The organism is Nocardia sp. CA-084685, from assembly GCF_050955785.1.
Lineage (GTDB): Bacteria > Actinomycetota > Actinomycetes > Mycobacteriales > Mycobacteriaceae > Nocardia.
Window position 1 is genome coordinate 1,932,209 of record NZ_CP192094.1, and the last position, 17,292, is coordinate 1,949,500.

The 17,292-nt window shown below is 66.1% G+C and carries 14 protein-coding genes and 2 tRNA genes; 11 read left to right on the forward strand and 5 right to left on the reverse strand.

The features are described from left to right. Positions 1-77 precede the first annotated feature (77 nt). The 4 genes from ACQP2U_RS08495 to ACQP2U_RS08510 are packed head-to-tail and all read left to right on the forward strand — an operon-like array spanning position 78 to position 3,108. Positions 78-1,157 carry a Rieske 2Fe-2S domain-containing protein gene (locus tag ACQP2U_RS08495; RefSeq protein WP_433714163.1) on the forward strand — a complete coding sequence of 360 codons (1,080 nt, stop codon included), beginning with the start codon at positions 78-80 and terminating at the stop codon, positions 1,155-1,157. Next, a complete protein-coding gene (locus tag ACQP2U_RS08500; protein ID WP_040687624.1) occupies positions 1,154-1,348 on the forward strand; it encodes a hypothetical protein in 195 nt (64 codons plus the stop codon). The genes ACQP2U_RS08495 and ACQP2U_RS08500 overlap by 4 nt, the downstream gene beginning before the upstream one ends. Continuing rightward, positions 1,345-2,280, forward strand: coding sequence for a PDR/VanB family oxidoreductase (locus tag ACQP2U_RS08505; protein ID WP_433714164.1), 936 nt, complete (start codon positions 1,345-1,347; stop codon positions 2,278-2,280). Before ACQP2U_RS08500 ends, ACQP2U_RS08505 begins: the two co-directional genes overlap by 4 nt. Positions 2,281-2,304: 24 nt before the next feature. Next, the gene (locus ACQP2U_RS08510; protein WP_433714165.1) at positions 2,305-3,108 is read left to right on the forward strand and encodes an alpha/beta fold hydrolase; all 804 of its coding nucleotides are present in this window, start codon (positions 2,305-2,307) and stop codon (positions 3,106-3,108) included. Positions 3,109-3,181: 73 nt separating this feature from the next. Here ACQP2U_RS08510 and ACQP2U_RS08515 read toward each other — a convergent pair whose 3' ends face one another. Continuing rightward, on the reverse strand, positions 3,182-4,135 hold the full coding sequence (locus tag ACQP2U_RS08515) for a diguanylate cyclase domain-containing protein (protein ID WP_433714166.1): 954 nt from the start codon (positions 4,133-4,135) through the stop codon (positions 3,182-3,184). Between the two features lie 491 nt (positions 4,136-4,626). Between ACQP2U_RS08515 and ACQP2U_RS08520 the strand changes: the two genes are divergently transcribed. The 6 genes from ACQP2U_RS08520 (at position 4,627) to ACQP2U_RS08545 (ending at position 9,747) form a co-directional block, all read left to right on the forward strand. Beyond that, a tRNA-Gly gene (locus ACQP2U_RS08520) sits at positions 4,627-4,700 on the forward strand. Positions 4,701-4,744: 44 nt separating this feature from the next. Next, positions 4,745-4,818, forward strand: a tRNA-Pro gene (locus ACQP2U_RS08525). A 39-nt stretch (positions 4,819-4,857) separates the two neighbouring features. Continuing rightward, the gene (locus tag ACQP2U_RS08530; RefSeq protein ID WP_433714167.1) at positions 4,858-5,238 is read left to right on the forward strand and encodes a hypothetical protein; all 381 of its coding nucleotides are present in this window, start codon (positions 4,858-4,860) and stop codon (positions 5,236-5,238) included. A 195-nt stretch (positions 5,239-5,433) separates the two neighbouring features. Beyond that, positions 5,434-6,150 carry a response regulator transcription factor gene (locus ACQP2U_RS08535; protein WP_433714168.1) on the forward strand — a complete coding sequence of 239 codons (717 nt, stop codon included), beginning with the start codon at positions 5,434-5,436 and terminating at the stop codon, positions 6,148-6,150. Between the two features lie 79 nt (positions 6,151-6,229). After that, positions 6,230-7,759 carry a sensor histidine kinase gene (locus ACQP2U_RS08540; protein WP_433714169.1) on the forward strand — a complete coding sequence of 510 codons (1,530 nt, stop codon included), beginning with the start codon at positions 6,230-6,232 and terminating at the stop codon, positions 7,757-7,759. A gap of 35 nt (positions 7,760-7,794) precedes the next feature. Next, the gene (locus tag ACQP2U_RS08545) at positions 7,795-9,747 is read left to right on the forward strand and encodes a GMC family oxidoreductase N-terminal domain-containing protein (protein WP_433714170.1); all 1,953 of its coding nucleotides are present in this window, start codon (positions 7,795-7,797) and stop codon (positions 9,745-9,747) included. 168 nt (positions 9,748-9,915) lie between these two features. Here the strand turns inward: ACQP2U_RS08545 and ACQP2U_RS08550 are convergent, their stop codons facing one another. Continuing rightward, positions 9,916-10,617: an NAD(P)-dependent oxidoreductase gene (locus tag ACQP2U_RS08550; RefSeq protein ID WP_433714171.1), complete on the reverse strand. Its 702-nt coding sequence runs from the start codon at positions 10,615-10,617 to the stop codon at positions 9,916-9,918. Positions 10,618-10,716: 99 nt separating this feature from the next. Between ACQP2U_RS08550 and ACQP2U_RS08555 the strand changes: the two genes are divergently transcribed. Beyond that, positions 10,717-11,433 carry a TetR/AcrR family transcriptional regulator gene (locus ACQP2U_RS08555; protein ID WP_433714172.1) on the forward strand — a complete coding sequence of 239 codons (717 nt, stop codon included), beginning with the start codon at positions 10,717-10,719 and terminating at the stop codon, positions 11,431-11,433. A gap of 316 nt (positions 11,434-11,749) precedes the next feature. Here ACQP2U_RS08555 and ACQP2U_RS08560 read toward each other — a convergent pair whose 3' ends face one another. The 3 genes from ACQP2U_RS08560 to ACQP2U_RS08570 all read right to left on the reverse strand — a co-directional run bounded on the left by ACQP2U_RS08560 (position 11,750) and on the right by ACQP2U_RS08570 (position 17,291). After that, positions 11,750-12,988: a serine hydrolase domain-containing protein gene (locus ACQP2U_RS08560; RefSeq protein ID WP_433714173.1), complete on the reverse strand. Its 1,239-nt coding sequence runs from the start codon at positions 12,986-12,988 to the stop codon at positions 11,750-11,752. Between the two features lie 116 nt (positions 12,989-13,104). Continuing rightward, entirely contained in the window at positions 13,105-15,675 is a 2,571-nt protein-coding gene (locus ACQP2U_RS08565; protein WP_433714174.1) for a polynucleotide kinase-phosphatase, read from the reverse strand. Next, positions 15,675-17,291 (reverse strand): 3' terminal RNA ribose 2'-O-methyltransferase Hen1, encoded by a 1,617-nt coding sequence (locus tag ACQP2U_RS08570; protein WP_433714175.1) that lies wholly within the window; start codon positions 17,289-17,291, stop codon positions 15,675-15,677. Before ACQP2U_RS08570 ends, ACQP2U_RS08565 begins: the two co-directional genes overlap by 1 nt. Position 17,292 lies beyond the last annotated feature (1 nt).

Genomic DNA, 17,292 nt, shown 5'->3' on the forward strand with positions numbered 1-17,292 from the left:
GTCTTGGCTCACGCCTCGCGCGGCCCACACCATGGACCGCACAGCCTGCCAGGGGGATCACCTTCAGGAGTATTCCGATGAGCCCGACAACAGCGATAGTCCGCAACCAGTGGTATGTGGCCGCCTACAGCCAAGAGATCGGCCGCGAACTCTTCGCGCGCACCATCTGCAACGAGCCACTGGTGTTCTACCGTGCCGAGGACGGCACGGTGGCGGCACTGTCGGACCGCTGCATCCACCGCCGCTACCCGCTATCGCACTCACAGCTGGTCGGTGACCGCGTTGTCTGCGGCTACCACGGCTTCACCTACGACCGCACCGGCACCTGTGTCGCGGTGCCCGCGCAGACCCGCATACCCCGCAGCGCTCGTGTCACCTCCTACCCTGTGGTGGAACAGGATTCGTTCGTCTGGGTGTGGATCGGCGACCGCGAGTCGGCCGACCCGGCCGCGATCCCGCGCGCACCGTGGCTGGTACAGAACGGCTGGACCACCATCCGCGGCTTGGAGACCATCCAAGCCAGGCATGCGCTGCTGATGGACAATCTGATGGACCTGTCCCACGAAACCTATTTACACGGCGGCTATATCGGCACGCCCGAGGTCGCGGAGACGCCGATCACCACCGAGGTCGACCAGGCTGCCGGTGTGGTGCGGGTGAGTCGTCACATGGACGATGCCGAATGCCCGCCGTTCTATGCCAATTCGACCGGCATCATCGGCCGCATCACCCGCTGGCAGGACATCGAGTTCCAGCCCCCGTGCCTGTACCGGCTGCACAGTCGCGTCGCGCCGCAGGGCGACTATCCGCCCGAGGGCTACCTGCCAGGCCACGGCGCCGACACCGATCCCGGGGCCTTCCACACCGAAATCGTGTACGCCCTCACACCGGAAACCGAGCATTCGGTACACGACTTCTGGATGGTGGCACGGGATTTCGCGATCGACGATCAGGACGTCACCGATTACCTGCACAAGAGCAACCACACCGTGGTGATGCAAGACGTGGTGGCACTGAACCTGGTCGAGGAGGTCATCGCCGCGGAGGAGCGCGCCGGGGGCATTTACCAGGAGCTGTCGATCAATATCGACACCGGTGCGCTGGCGGCACGTCGGCTCATCGCCGAACTCGCCCGGACCGAAGCGATCCGAGCATGACCGCGGCTGCCTGCCACCGCGTGCAGTGGTTTCCAGGCAGCGATCAGCTGCTCGGACGATGCCATTGCGGCGCAACCCGGATCGCCGATGACCCGATCGAGATCTGGCAGTGGTTGCTCGCCCACCCCGACGGTCACCACGACCGCGCGCCCGATCCGCGGCCCGCGACCCTGATCGGAGCCGGAGCATGACCGCCGAACCGGAATTCACCGTCACTGTCACCGACCGCCGCACCCTCGCCGATGGCATCATCGAACTCACCCTCGCCGTGACCGATGGACACACCCCGAAATGGCAGCCGGGCGCCCACATCGACCTGATCCTGCGCCCGGACCTGGTGCGCCAGTACTCGTTGTGCGGCGATCCCGACGACCACGACCGATTGACGGTCGCGGTCCTGCGTGAGGCGAGCAGCCGTGGCGGATCGGCCTACGTCCACGACCAGCTGACAGTAGGCGAGCGTCTGCGAATCCGAGGTCCCCGCAACAACTTCCCGCTCCGGGACGCGGAACGCTATCTATTCATCGCCGGTGGTGTCGGCATTACACCGCTGTTGCCGATGATCCACACCGTCGCGGGTCGAGGCGGCGAGTGGAGCCTGCACTACGGCGGCCGCACCCGCACGAGCATGGCCTACCTATCCGATCTGTCGGCACTCGGGCCGATCGAGGTGCGTCCGCAGAGCGAGACCGGTCCGCTCGATCTCGCCGCCATTCTCTCCAGGCCGGAACCGGGCACGCTGGTGTACTGCTGCGGTCCGGAGTCGTTGCTGACAGCCGTCGAAAGCCGCTGCGCGGCAACCTGGCCCGCCGATGCCCTACACCTCGAGCGGTTCGCACCGAAGCCGACCGACGTGACTGTCGATTCCGCCTTCGACGTCGAATGCGCGCAATCCGGTGTCACCGTGCACATCCCGGCGAATACCTCCGTCCTCGACGCCATCGAACAGGCCGGTATCGCGGTCTTGTCCTCCTGCCGCGAAGGTACCTGCGGCACCTGCGAAACCGTTGTCCTGGACGGTATCCCCGACCATCGCGACAGCATCCTCACCGCACAGGACACCGACGTGATGATGATCTGCCGCTCACGCGCCCACACCCCCCGCCTGGTCCTGGATATCTAACCCCCTTATCGAAAGGTTCCCGCTATGCCCGTCGTCCGTGTCTCAGATACCGATGTTCACTACTCCGTCTCCGGAGCCGGACCAGGATTGGTCCTCGTCCACGGCACCAGCATGAGTGCCGAATCCAATTTCGGGCACCTCACCTCCGAGTTCACCGATCGCCACACCGTTGTCGCACCGAACTATGCGGGCAGCGGCGAAACCACCACACCCGACGGCCGACTGACCCTGGACCTGCTGGTCGCGCAGATCATCGCGGCCATCGAGGATGCATCGACCGGCCCGGTCGACCTGATGGGGTTCTCCCTCGGCGCGGTCGTCGCGGCGGCGGTCGCGGGGCGGCGTCCCGACCTGGTGCGCAGGCTCGTCCTGGTGGCGGGTTGGTCGGTGACAGAGGATCCCCGGCAACTGCTCACCCTGCACGGCTGGGCGGCCTCATTGGAGGCCGGTCCCGAAATGGCCTCCGCATTCGGCCCGTTGCTGGCGTTCAGCCCGGCATTCCTGAGCGGACTCGGCCATGCGGGTCTGGCGCAATTGCGCGCCACGAAACCCGAACCCGGAACGCTGCGGCAGATCGAGGTGAACCTCGAAGTGGACATCCGGGACGCGCTGAGCCGTATCGTCGCACCGACATTGGTGATCGGCTGCACCCAGGACCAGCTGGTACCGGTCACCCACGCCCGTGACCTGCACGCCGCGATCCCGAACAGCCGATACGCCGAAATCGACAGCGGCCATGTGGTGTTCTTCGAGAAGCCGGCCGAACTCGTGTCACTTGTGCAGGACTTCTTGTACACGGCTGAGATACCCAGTGGCCAACCGGCATAACGTTCTGGCGGCCCAGCTGACCCTCTGGTCGCTCGTACCGATACGGTGCGAGCGACCGCGGGCCGGTGCCGGATCAGCCTGCTACGGCCTTGATTTCGGGTTTATCGGAGTTGGCGAGGACGAAGCGGCGTCCGCCCGCGGTCTTCGCCGAATACATCGCGCGATCGGCGCTACGCAGCAGATCGGTGAAGTCACAGGAGTCGCCCGGCGGGCAGTAGGCGGTGCCGACACTGGCCGAGACCGGCACCGGACCGGCCGTCGTCCACACCGGATCCTTCAGCGCGGCCACGATCTGATGTGCGATTTCGGCGACGGTCTTGTGTAACGGGTTGGTGGCGAGCACGAATTCGTCACCGCCGTAACGGCAGATCACCGTATCCGGCGGACAGATCTCGCGCAGCCTACGGGCCAGTTCGACGAGGACCTCGTCGCCGACGGCATGTCCGTAGTTGTCGTTGATCTGCTTGAACCGGTCCAGGTCGATCAGCAGCAGGCCGACGCCACGGTTCGGATCGGCCGTCATCAGCCGCACCTTGTCCTGCAACAGCGTCCGGTTGGCGAGATCGGTGAGCGCGTCGTGGGTGGCCTCGTGCCGCAGCCGATGCTGCAGCGCGGCGATCTCCTGCACCCGCAACGAGACCGCGGCCGAAATGTGTTGCTCTTGCTGGGCCAGTGCCCGCTCCTGCAGCGCCTGGGCATAGCTGTCGATGGCCTGACTGGCCACTAGCGGCCAGCGCGTGGCGACCAGCGACCCTGGCGCCCCCGCCGGGAAGCCGAGCAGCCAGCGGGTGGCCTGGGCCAGCATTCTGGTCCGTTCGAACGGCGCCTCGACCAGTCGCGCCCCCAAGTCCCGCGCCGCGGGCACCGGGAAGGGCTCGGACCTGGCCAGCAAAAGCAGCCGCTCGATGATCTCGACCAATACCGGCTGCAACTGTTGTGGTGACGCGTGTGATCCCGGTTCCGCGCAGACCGCACGCGCCCACGCGCCTGCCATCTGCGCTACGGGTGGCTCGATATCCGCAGACATCGCACTCACCCGCCACGGGTGATGTCGGTACCCGGGTGCCCTGTTCCCACGCAGGTGCCGGCGCCACCCCGATCGTTCCCACTGCTACGCGGTTGTGTCCACCTCGCTTGGTGCACGCTCACCGCCCCCTTTCCAGATACCCCCGTCCGGCAAAAAGGATCCTAGCAAGCCACTCGGCACTGAAAAACGCCGTTTTATAACGAGTTATCGGTACCTCGCGAATGGCGATCGGGTATGTCATCGCTGCCGAGCCGCCGGCGTTACACATGAATTTTGTTCGCCGGGAAGTCGCGGACCGACACGCCGACAGCACGCCGCAACGGCGGTTTTCCGCTCGGTAATAGCGATCGGCTACTGATGGTTGCGGTGATCCGCTGGATCAGGGCCGTACTGAGCGCTTCGGTGGGGGCTGATTGGCGTTTCCGAGGCACGATTCGGTACAGTCGGTTCGCACACGACATCGTGGCGATCCCATCAGATGTCGTATGCCTGCGGGTGTAGTTCAATGGTAGAACCTCAGCCTTCCAAGCTGATGGTGCGGGTTCGATTCCCGTCACCCGCTCCACACAGGATTCATCCTCGTCGGCACCGTCTTTCGCCGCGAGGCCACGGGGTGTAGCGCAGCTTGGTAGCGCATCCGCTTTGGGAGCGGAGGGTCGCAGGTTCAAATCCTGTCACCCCGACTGAAACGCCGGTTCGTAGTTGTTCGAGGGGGGCGAAGGATGCCAGCACCATTGGAGGACCGGGTTACCAACCTGGAGACGCTGATGGCTGTGGTGACGATGCAGCAGGCGGAGTTGAAGGCGAAGACGGGTAGTTCGACCGACCTCGCCGCGTTGGGCGCGACGGTGGAGCGCAACCATACCGCGGTTATCGAGGAGATCGGCAGTCTGAGGGGCGAAATCGAAGACCGGTTCGGTCAAATCGATGGCCGGTTCGCGCAAGTGGATGACCGGTTGGCTCAGGTGGATGTCCGGTTGGCTGGTCTGAGGGCCGAAATCGATAGTCGGTTCGCTCGAGTGGATGACCGGTTCGCTGATGTCGGTTCGAAATTGGATCGGATCCTAGTCGCGCTTGGTGTGGTCGATCAGGACGGTGGGTAGACGAACACGTCCGCACGATCAGGCATGGCCGTGTCGAAGCGCTGGCCGTGAAGGCGTTAAAGGTGTTGCGGGGCAACCTGCTGGCGCGATGCCGGGACGTAGCTGGCGGCGCACCTCGCGCGGAATCCGGGCCGAAATTCCCCTGATGTGATCGCCCTCCATGATGTCGCCGACGGTGCGGCATAGTGTGGAGCCGTGCCCGACCGTGACACGTCACCGGCCGCGACCGTTCTCGTGGTCGACGACGAGCCCAACATTCTGGATCTGCTCTCCGCCGCGCTGCGGATGAGCGGATTCGAGGTGCATACCGCCGCGAGCGGGTACGCGGCGCTGGCCGAGGCCGCGGCCCATCGGCCGGACATTGTGGTGCTCGACGTGATGCTGCCGGATTTGGACGGCTATGCGGTGGCGCGGCGGCTGCGGGAGGTCGACAGTCAGGTGCCGGTGCTGTTCCTGACGTCGCGGGACGCGGTCGAGGATCGGATCGCCGGGTTGGCCGCCGGGGGCGACGACTATGTGACCAAGCCATTCAGCATCGAGGAGGTGCTGCTGCGGCTGCGCGCGATTCTGCGCCGCACCCTCGGCCCGGAGTCCGGCGACGATCGGGTGCTCAGGTACGCGGACCTGGAACTGGATGTCGATGCGCACGCGGCATATCGTGCGGGCACTGAGATCTGGTTGTCGGCCACCGAATTCAGCCTGCTGCATTATCTGGTGGTCAATGCCGAGAAGGTGGTCAGCAAGCAACAGATCATCGACCGGGTGTGGAGTGCGGAGACCGGGCGCGATGGGCGGGTGGTGGAGACCTTCATCAGCCAGCTCCGGCGTAAGGTCGACGCGCGGAATCCGCCGCTGATCCATACGATTCGCGGTGTCGGCTACACGCTGCGGCTCGGCGGCGGGCGTTCGTGAGCGAGTGCGGCGAGCGAACAATCAACACAGCCGGGCATAGCCCGGTCATGGCGGAGCCGAGCGCCGATGAGGCGCGGTCATGAACGGGCGCCGGGTGTGGAATCGGGCTCGCCGGTTGACCTTACGCACCCGGCTGCTGCTGGCTCTGGTCGCGATCGCCGGTATCGGAATGGCCGCCTTCGGTCTGCTCAGCGTCACCATGTTGGATCGCGCGCTGCTCGACCGGGTGGACGACCGGCTGAATCACGTTGCCAGCGATATGATCTCGACCAAGCGGCCGCCGCCGCCTCCGCCCTCCGGCCCGCCGGAGTACGAGCAGTTGCCATCGGATTTCCGGCTGATGTTCTTCGACCTCGACGGTCATCAGATCGGCAAGCTCGGCGCACCGGCCCAGATGAGCACCGTGCCCGCATTGCCAGCGATGGACGCGGTATCGGTACGCGCCCGCCCGAACACCGCGTTCACGCTCGTCGATCAGAACAGTGATATCCGTTGGCGAGTGCGTACTGTCGTCCAACCCGCGACCGAATGGCAGCCCGATGGCGGTACCGTCGCGATCGCGATGTCGCTGGCGACCACCGAGGCGACCACCGGAAACCTGCGCACGATCGAATTGGTGGCTGGTGCGACGCTGCTGCTCGCCATCTGCGTGATCGCGGCGGTTCTGGTGCGAATCGGCCTGCGCCCGTTGACCAGGATCGAGCACACGGCCGAGGCGATCGCGGGCGGGGATCTGGATCGCCGTGTCGCGCAGACCGATCCGCATACCGAGGTCGGTCGGCTCGGCACCGCGTTCAATGTGATGGTCACCCGGCTGTCCACAGCACTGCGCCAGCTCGCCGATTCCGAGCAGCGGATGCGGGCGTTCATCGCCGACGCCTCCCATGAACTGCGCACCCCGCTGACCTCGGTCCGCGGCTACGCCGAGCTGTATCGGCGCGGTGGTGCGTCGGAAGCGGTGGGTGTGGCGGAGATGATGAGCCGAATCGAAGGCGAGGCGATCCGGATGGGTGTGCTCGTCGACGACCTGTTGCTGCTGGTCAAATCCGATCAGGAACGGGCGCTGGATCTGGCGGAGATGGATCTGGTGGTGCTCGCGATGGAGGTCGTGCGCGACGCGGCCACCCGAGCTCCGGATCGGGATATCGGTCTGCAGAGTCCGGATGACCCGGTTCGGATCGTCGGTGACGAGCATCGGTTGCGGCAGGTCGTGACGAATCTCGTCAACAATGCGCTGGTGCATACCCCCGCCGAGGCGGCGATCACCGTCACCGTCGGGATCAGGGCCGGGGCGGCGTTGACCGATCCGGTCGCCGTCGAAGCGGGTGCGCAACTGCCCGACGCGTCCGAATTCGCCGTGCTCGATGTGCACGACGACGGACCCGGCATCGCACCGGAGAACGCGCCGCGCATCTTCGATCGCTTCTATCGGGCAGCCGAATCGCGTTCCCGCACCGGTGGTTCCGGGCTCGGTCTCGCGATTGCCGATGCGATCCTCGGTGCGCACGGAGCTCGGATCCAGCTGTTGCGCACGCCCGATGCGGGTACCACCTTTCGGATTCTTTTCGTCGTTTCCGGATCCGCCGCGGATTCGGCGCGGATCGGATAAGTTAATGACCGTTCTGTTTCCGGGGTAGGAGAACGATGGCGTTGACCCTCGCCGAGCGCACGACGCTCGGACTGATTTGTGACACCTTCGCCCCAGGAGACGGTGCGGAGTTGCCGTCCGCGTCACGACTGGGAGCCGTCGAATCCGTCGAGCAGTTGCTCGCTCGCAATCCGAGTGCCGCGCAGCGCCGCGCCTTCGAAACGCTGTTGCGAGTGTGGAACTCGCGTGGGTTCGGAGTGCTGATCGGGGCGGGACCGCGCAGGTTCGCGGAGCTGAGTCAGGATGAACGCGAACAGGCCATGGTGCGGCTCGGCAGCTCCCGGTTCGGTCGCAAGCGTGCGGTATTCCAGGCGCTCAAGGGGGCGGCGTTGACGGCGTACTACGCGACGCCCGGCTCGACCGGGACCAATCCGGCCTGGCGGGAGATGGGATTTCCGGGTCCGCTCGGTGCCTTTGCCGAGGCACCGAAGCCCGCTCTTGCGCCAGTGCGACCGACGAGTGATACGACGCTCGACTGCGATGTGGTGGTGGTCGGATCCGGTGCGGGTGGTGGCACCGCGGCGGCGGTGCTCGCGGCGGCCGGACTGGATGTCGTGGTTGTCGAACGGGGGGGTTACTACGACGACGCGGACTTCGGCTCCGGCGAACTCGCCGGATTGCTGAACCTGTACGCACCGGGCCCGGTGACCACGCAGGAGGGACAGCTCGGCCTGGTCGCCGGATCGTGTCTCGGCGGTGGCACGGTGGTCAACTGGACCACCTCGTTCCGTACGCCCGACGATGTGCGCGAGGAATGGGCGAGCCTGGGCGCCAAGCAGTTCGTCGCCGACGAGTACACCGAGGCGCTGGACGCGGTGGTGGCCAGGCTCGGTGTCAACGGTGACCACTCCGGTGCCTCCCGCCGTGACGGCGTCCTGGAGCGCGGTTTGCGCGCCCTGGATTGGCATGTCGATGCGATGCCGCGCAATGTGCGCGGTTGCGATTCCGGAATCGAATGCGGCCGTTGTGGTTTCGGATGTCGTATCGGTGCGAAACAGTCGGTGACCAAGACCTGGCTCGCCGATGCCGCGGAGCACGGTGCCAGGCTGCTGATCGATACCGAGGTGCGCGCGATCACACTGCGGGAGGGCAGTGCCAGTGGGGTCGAGGCCGTCACGTCGCAAGGCGACGCGGTCACCGTCCGGGCCCGTGCGGTGGTTGTCGCGGCGGGTGCGATACAGACACCGGCGCTGCTGCGTCGCTCCGGAATATCCGGCCGCAATATCGGCCGCTACCTGCGACTGCATCCGGCCACCGCGGTCTTCGGTACCTTCGACGAGCAGATCCGGCCGTGGGAAGGCGGCATGCAGACGCGCTACTCCTGCGAGCATCGTGACCTCGACGGCCATGGCTACGGCGTTATCTACGAAACCGGGCCGTTGACACCCGCCATGACGGTCGGCTTCCTGAATTGGACCGGCGCGGCGCAGCACCGGGCGATCATGCGCAACCTCGCGAATACCGTCGCCGTCGGGGTGATCACCCGGGACCGCGACCACGGCATGGTATCGGTCGACCGTGCGGGCGATGCGGTTGTCCGCTATCGCCTTTCCGGATACGACCAAGCGCATATGCATACCGGAATCTCGGGTGCGGCAAGGATTTTGGAGGCTGCGGGCGCGCTCCGGATCTTCTCGGGGCACCAGACCGGTCCGGTCCACGAACCCGGAGTCGCGGGTTCACACGACACCTTCGTTGCCGAATGTCTGCGTGCCGGTTACGATCCCGGCCGCTGCGCGATGGGTGCGCTGCACATCATGGGTTCGGCACGTATGGGCGGCTCCCGCGCGGATTCGGCCACCGATCCGGATGGGGTGGTCTGGGATGTGCCGAATGTCGTTGTCGCCGACGCCTCCTGCTTCCCGACGGCGTCCGGGGTGAACCCGATGATCAGCATCGAGGCCATTGCCTACATGAACGCATCACGTCTGGCCGCGCGGCTGACCTGAGCATTGCCCGGCCGGTCGGTGTGTCGGATATCCCGCAGCCGCAACCCCTTGTCGGACAGGGGCGCGGCTGTCGGTCAGTGCGATCAGGTGGTTCAGGAAGCGGTCGAGGCGCAAGTTGAAAAGCGAAAGCTGAACTCCCGCATCGATTGTCGGTGCGCGATCATCCGGTCAATATCCGATTGTGAAGCGCCGCTGGATGAACCGCGGTAGCTCGACCTCGTCGAGTAGTGCGACCGCGGCGTCTTCGATGGAGATGCGGCTGTGGCCGTCGGTGTCGCGGATCGGCTGATCGCCGCCGACTCGGTAGCGGCCGGTCCGTTCGCCGGGGGCGATCAATTCGGCCGGGCTGAGGTAAGTCCAGAGTCGGTTCGAGGTGCGCAGGATATCGAGGGCGGCGCGGTGGCCGCGGACCGCTGCCGCGTATTCGCGGGGCAGGCCGAGTCCGTCGAGGGTGTCGGCCAGGCGCTGGTCGTCATCGGCGGTGACCCGGCCGGGTTCGTACTCCAGGCTTCCCGCACCGCCGACCACGATCAGGCGGGTGCGCGGGTGCGTGTGCAATGCATCGAGCAGTGAACGCGCGGCACGTCCGTAGACCGTCGGATCGGCGATGGAGCGCGCGAGGGTGTCGTTGAAATCCGCTGCCGCATTTCCCGGTTGGTAGCAGCTGATCAGGACGTCCATGCCGGGGAGGACCGCGGCAACGGCCGCGCTGTCGAAGATGTCGAGGCTGCGCCAGCTGACATTCGGTTGGCTCGTGGTGATCTGACTGGCGTCCCTGGTGAACGCCGTGACGTGGTGACCGCGGGCGACTGCCTCGGTGAGTACCCGCTGGCCGATATTGCCGGTCGCGCCGACGATTCCGATGAACATGGTTCTCCTCGAAACTATTTGATACGGCGTGTATAAACTATATGCCGTGAACTATGTGAGCAACGTCTAGTTTTCTCACGCCGCTGTAGAGTTGCCGACGTGGGCACTGCGACGCCGAGCCGGCGGGAGTTACGACGCTCCGAGACGACAGCGGAGATCAAGCAGGTGGCGCTCCGGTTGATGGCCGAGGGCGGACCGGGCGCCATCACCCTGCGGGCAATCGCGCGCGAAATGGGCATGACGGCCAACGCGGTCTACAGCTACTTCCCGACCCGCGACGACCTGATCACCGCGCTGATCAACGATGTGTACTCCGAGCTCGCCGATGCGGTCGAGGCTGCCCGCGATGCCCGTCCCGCTGCCGACGCTTCGGCACGAATAATCGCGTGGGCCTGTGCATTTCGCGATTGGGCCGTGGCGAATCCAGCTGGGTTCCGCCTCATCTACGGCGATCCCGTACCCAACTACGAGGCTCCCGAGGGCGGCGCGGCCCCGGACGCGGAACACCGTGTGTGCGCTGGCCTGACCGGCTTGGCCGCAGGCGCGTGGCCGCACGCCGAAAACTTATACGCGGACAATGGTTTCGAGTGGACGGACTTCGAACCGAAACTCGTCGAAGAGGTCAAGGCGGAATTCCCCGGCCTACCTCCCGCCGCGGTCGCGATCGCCCTGCGCATCTGGGGCCATCTGCACGGCTTGGTCTCCCTGGAAATCCTTGGCCACCTGCGTTCCCAGACCACCGACCCGGAAAAGCTCTACCGCAACGAAATCCGCCACCTCATCCGTTCGCTGGGCCTGGATCCGCCCGAGCAATGAGTCCGGTTATGGTGCTCCGTCGATTGTCAGCTGTCGTTTCTGGCTGCCTTCCTGGGTCGGCATCGCACTGACAGGCTCGGCCGACCGCTGCGTTCTGCGTTGTCGCGGCGGCCGTGGCAGTGCGCGAGGGGTGGGCACGCGGTTTCGAGCCTGAGGGCGCCCACGGGATAAGGACTAATCGCTCGCACTCGGTTCAGGCGTCAGCGCAGGTCCTGTTCAGAGTGTCGGTGGACTGATCGCCGACGTCAGCGCAGACCCGCGATCTTGCGCTCGGCGTCGAGGCCGCCGACTGATCGCCTTCGCCGACGGTGCGGTATCAGCTGGCAGCGCGGGTGCTGTTCAGCATGTCAGTGGACTGATCGCCGACGACTCCGCGGGCGGCGTGCTCGGCGAGGGCGGCGAGGAAGGGGAGGCGGGCGTCGCCGAGGGACATGGCGTGGTTGCCGAGGTGGTTGGTGATGAAGCCGATGCCGAGTCCGAGGCCGGGATTGGCGATACCGCCGGAACCGCCGATGCCGAAATGGCCGAGGGCTTGTCGGGTGAGACGGGTGCCGACGATGGCGCGGTGGTATCCGAGTGCGAAATGCGGTGCTGCGCCGAGAACATAGTCGTAGCGGCTGTTCGGCGGCATTTCCGCGATGCGACGCGTGGTTTCGGAACCGAGGAGGCGGCGGTTGCCGACCAAGCCGTCATTGGAGATCGCGCCGTACATCTTGGCGATGGCACGAGCGGTGAAAACGCCATTCCAGCCCGGCATCATCGCATCGTAGGGGCGCATGCCGAGGGTCATATCGGCCCAGCCGTCGTAGACGGCACTGCGTGCGGATTTCATCACCTTCACCGAGGCGAACGGTGCGATGAGCGTGTCGAACGGAACCCCGGCGATACCGAGACGGGGTGAGAGCCTAGCCAGCCGCTGCCGCTGGTTTTCGGGGACACCGAACCAGAAATCGTGCTCGCCCAGCGGATCCCGGAGTTCACTGCGCACGAGGTCGGTGAAGGCGCGGCCGGTGGCGCGCTGCGCGATCTCCGCGACCAGGGTGCCGAAGGTCAGGCCGTGGTATCCGGAAGCCCGCAGCCGCAATGGATCCGCCGCGGATGCGGCCATCGCGGCGGCGACCGCATCGTGGTCGAGTAACTCGTCCGAATCGGCGACCAGGCCACGGGTGCGCTGCAGTCCGGCGCGATGGTTCAGCACCTCGCGGATCGTGATGTCGCCCTTACCCTGCGCCGCGAATTCCGGCCAGTAGTCCGCCACCGCGGCGTCCAAGTCGAGCGCGCCGCGCTCGATCAGCCGATGCGCGACGGTCGCGGTGACCCCTTTACCGGTCGAATAAGACAGCGCCATGGAGTCGGCCCGCCACCGCCGGTCACTGTCGGCCCATCCCGCCCAGATATCGAGCACCGGCTCTCCGTGGAGGTACACAGCCAGCGCGCCGCCGCCCTGGCTCTTGCGCCGGAACATTGCGAAGAACTTGGCCGCGACAGCGGTGAACCGGTCGTCGACCAGCATATGGCCGGGCACACCCGCGCCGTCGGTGCTCGCAGCTGGCATGGTCAGACTCCTTTGTCTGTCAGATAACGGGCTGCTGCTAACAGTTGCAAGCAGCCTGCTAACTTACTGTAACCAGCGTTACCTGATAGACGCAATGGTGCGTACCGGGTGACCCTTCACAGGCGCGGGTCGACCGGCTCCGATTCGAGGGCGAGGACGGCGAACACCGCCTCGTGCACGCGCCACAGCGGTTCGCCCACGACTAAGCGGTCCAGCGCCTCCAGGCCCAGCGCGTACTCGCGCAACGCCATCGAACGCTTACGGCCCAGACCGCGGGTGCGTAACCTGCGTAGGTTGTTGTCGCGCAGGTACTCCGGGCCGTAGATGATCCGGAGATATTCGGGCCCGCGACATTTCACGCCCGGTTGGACCAGGCGGTCGCCTGAGCTACGGACCATCGCGTCGTACGGCTTCACGACCATGCCTTCACCGCCGGCCGTGGTCAGTTCGGTCCACCAACTGGTGGCCGCAGCCTCGCTGTCCGCATCGGTCAGATCGACGATCTTTCGGCCGGTCGGGGTAAACAGCTCGGCGTCCGCAGCGATTAGGCGGTCGATGTTGGCCAGGTGCCACTCATGGTCGCGCATCGCGTAGTTGACGCCCGCACCAGCCAGGATCTGGAAAGGTGCGATGCGCAGACCGGACAGGCCATCCACCGGCCAGCAGTAGCGGCCGTAGGCGGTGGTGAAGGCCGCCGCATCGGTCTTGCGTGCGGCAGTACGCTCCGCGAGTTCGGTGACATCCAGGCCCCTGGCCGCGACGTCGGCCAATAGATCGGTCGCGGTGCCGAGTGCCGCACGCGCGGCCGCACCGACTGCTGCGTACTGATTGCGCAGCAAGCCGATGGCTTTGGCCGACCACGGCATCAGCTCGGTATCGAGCAGCAGCCACTCGGTGTTCAATTCCTCGAACAGGCCAACTGTTTCGGCCGCGGTACGCACCCGGGCGAGCAGCTCCTCGGTCTGCGCGGTGTCGTCGAAGAACGGACGCCCGGTGCGGGTGTAGAGCGCGCCGGTACTCCCGTCGTCGACACCGAACCGATCGGCTGCGACCGGCGCCGAGCGTGCCACGAGGACGATCGCGCGCGAGCCCATATGCTTCTCCTCGCACACCACGCGCCGCACACCTTCGGACCGGTAGTACTCGAAGGCTTCGGCGGGATGTTCGAGGTAGCCGTCCAATTGAGTGGTCGCACAGGGCGCCATGGTCGGCGGCAGGTACACCAGCCAGCGTGGATCGATGGCGAAGCGGCTCATCACTTCCAACGCGGCCCCGGCGTTTTCCTCGTGGACACCGACGCGGCCGTGCTGGCGGGTTTCCACCACCCGGCGACCCATCACATCGTCCAGATCGAGCACGCCATGGTCGCGATGCACCACACCGTCAGGCGTCGCAATGGTAGTGGCCTGCAGCGGGCGCGCCGGCTCGTACCAAACCCGTTCGGCCGGAACCGAAACCGGCACGCGCTCCGGATAGCGCAGCGCCGAGAGCTCGCCACCGAAAACGACCCCGGTATCCAGGCACAGTGTGTTGTTCACCCAACGCAGATCGGTTACCGGCGTGTGGCCGTACAGCACGGTGGCGCGGCCACGGTAATCCTCGGCCCACGGATAACGCACGGGCAAACCGTATTCGTCTGTCTCCCCCGTGGATTCGCCGTACATCGCGAAGGCGCGGACCCGCCCCGAAGCACGCCCGTGGTACTCCTCTTTGAGCCCGGCGTGCGCCACCACCAACCGGCCGCCGTCGAGCACATAGTGGCTGATCAGGCCACGGCAGAAGTCCAGCGCCGCCTTGCGGAAATCTTCGTCCTCAGCCTCGAGCTGGGCCAGCGATTCCGCGAGGCCGTGCGCGATACGCACCTTCTTACCGTCGAGTGCGCGCACCAGCTTGTTCTCATGATTTCCGGTGACGCACAATGCCGTTCCCGCGCGCACCATCCCCATGACGAGTCGGAGTACACCCGGTGTATCCGGCCCGCGATCGACCAAATCGCCGACGAATACCGCGGTACGCCCGGCTGGGTGGCTCGCACCGACGGCCCGGCCTGTGTCGTCACGCGCCACTTCGTAGCCGAGTTCGCCCAGCAGCGTTTCCAATTCGGCACGGCAGCCGTGCACGTCGCCGATCACGTCGAAGGGTCCGGTGAGTTCACGCCTATCGTTCCAGGCCTTTTCGTCGACGATGGTCGCCGAGTCGATCTCCTCGACGCCTCGCAGTACGTACACCTTCCGGAAGCCCTCACGTTCCAGACCGCGCAGACCCCGGCGCAGTTCGCGCTGCTGCCGGGAAACCACATGCCTGGGCAGGTGCGCCCGGTCGCGACGTTGGGTATTGCGTTCGAAGCACACGTCATCGGACACATCGAGCACGATCGCTACCGGCAGCACATCGTGCGCTCGCGCCACCGCGATCAGTTCCTGACGTGCCTTGGGCTGCACATTGGTTGCGTCGATAACGGTGCGCAGGCCGCGCCGCAGCCGGATACCGGCGATGTGATGTAGCAAGGCGAAGGCGTCCGGCGTCGAGGACTGATCGTTCTCGTCGTCGCTGACGATGCCGCGACAGGTATCGGAGGAGACGATCGCCGTGTGCCGAAAGTGCCTGCGCGCGAACGTAGATTTGCCAGATCCAGTGCTGCCGATCAGCACGACGAGGGAAAGCTCCGGAACAGATAGCTCGGTCATCACGCGGCTCCGCTCGTACTGCTGTCGGTCGCGGCCTTGGTGAACAGGGCCAGCTGGGTGGGCGGGCCGAATTCGGGATGTTCGACACCGACGGGTACAAAGCGCACCGCGTACCCGTACCGCTCGGCCACGCGACACGCCCAATCCGTAAATTCCGCGCGGGTCCATTCGAATCGGTGATCGGAGTGCCGGAACTTGCCCGCGGGCAGCGTTTCGTACACCACATTGTGCTCGGCGTTCGGTGTCGTCACGATTACCGAACCCGGTGCGGCCGAACCGAATACGGCGTACTCGAGCGCGCCGAGTCGCGGCTCGTCGACATGTTCGACCACTTCCATCAGCACGGCGGCGTCATAGCCGCGCAAGCGCGCGTCGGTATACGTCAACGCGCCCTGGAGCAGCGTCAATCGCCGCGCCACCCGCTCCGGTAGCCGGTCCAGCCGCAAGCGCCGCTTGGTGATATTCAACGCTCGCATCGACACATCGACGCCGACTACCTCGGTAAAAGCCTTGTCCACCAACAATTCCCGCAACAATGCTCCCTCGCCGCAGCCGAGGTCGAGCACCCGATGTGCCCCGACCTCCCGCAGTGCGGCCAAGACCGCCGCTCGTCGCATGACCGCCAACGACGGTGCGCGCTCCTCGACCCCGTTCGCCGTGGGCTCCGTCGACGCTGACAGCGCCGACGTAGTTTCCGCCGCCGAGGTCTCCGCCCTTGCGGATTCCGTCCCCGCGGCCACAGCGCCTGTGAGTCCTGCGGTCGTGACCAGTGCGGCTGTGGTTTCTGTGGTCATGACCAGTGCGGCCGGCTCCAGCGCCTCGTCGAACCCTTCCTCGACCGCATCGAGTTCCTCGGGCTCCACTTCGTCGACCTCGGCCAGTCGCGCCAGCGCGGTCCGCACCAGCGACTGACGTCGTGCCAAGTACCGTCGCGTGATCCAGCCGCGTTCCGGATGCTCGGCGAGCCACCCGGCCCCCGCGCGAATCAGCTTGTCGACCTCGTCGGCCGCCAACCAGTAGTGCTTGGCCCCGTCGAGCACCGGTAGCAGCACATAAAGATGCGCGAGTGCGTCGGCTAGCCGGATGGTTCCGGTGAGTTCCAGCCGCACGTAATGCGAATCGCCCCACTCCGGAAAGGCCGGGTCGAGGGGGAGTGGTTCGGCGACCACGGTCCAGCCGAGCGGCGTGAAGACCCGCTCGGCCGCCTCGGGTCCGCCCTTGCACGGCACCGCGGGCAACGCGATCCGCAGCGGCAGCGCGGTCTGCGCCAGGTCGGGCCGCTGATCGCAACGTCCGTGCAGCGCGGTACGAAATACCGCGCCGAGTGCCACCGACAGCAATGACGACGCCGCGTACGGCCTGTCGTTGACATACTGCCCGAGACTGAAATCCGGTGTGCTGCGCGATCGCCCGCGCACCAACCGAATCGGATCCACCTCCAAGAGCAGCGCCGCCGTACAGCGCGCTGCGGTCGCCTCCGGGTACACCACATGCGCGGTGCCGTAGGACTGTTCGAACGCCTGCACCCGGTCGGGGTTCTTGTGCAGCAAGAAGCCCAGATCGGTCGCGGGCCAGGCCGCATCCTCCGACGGTGTGCAGGTGATCGTCAACAGCATC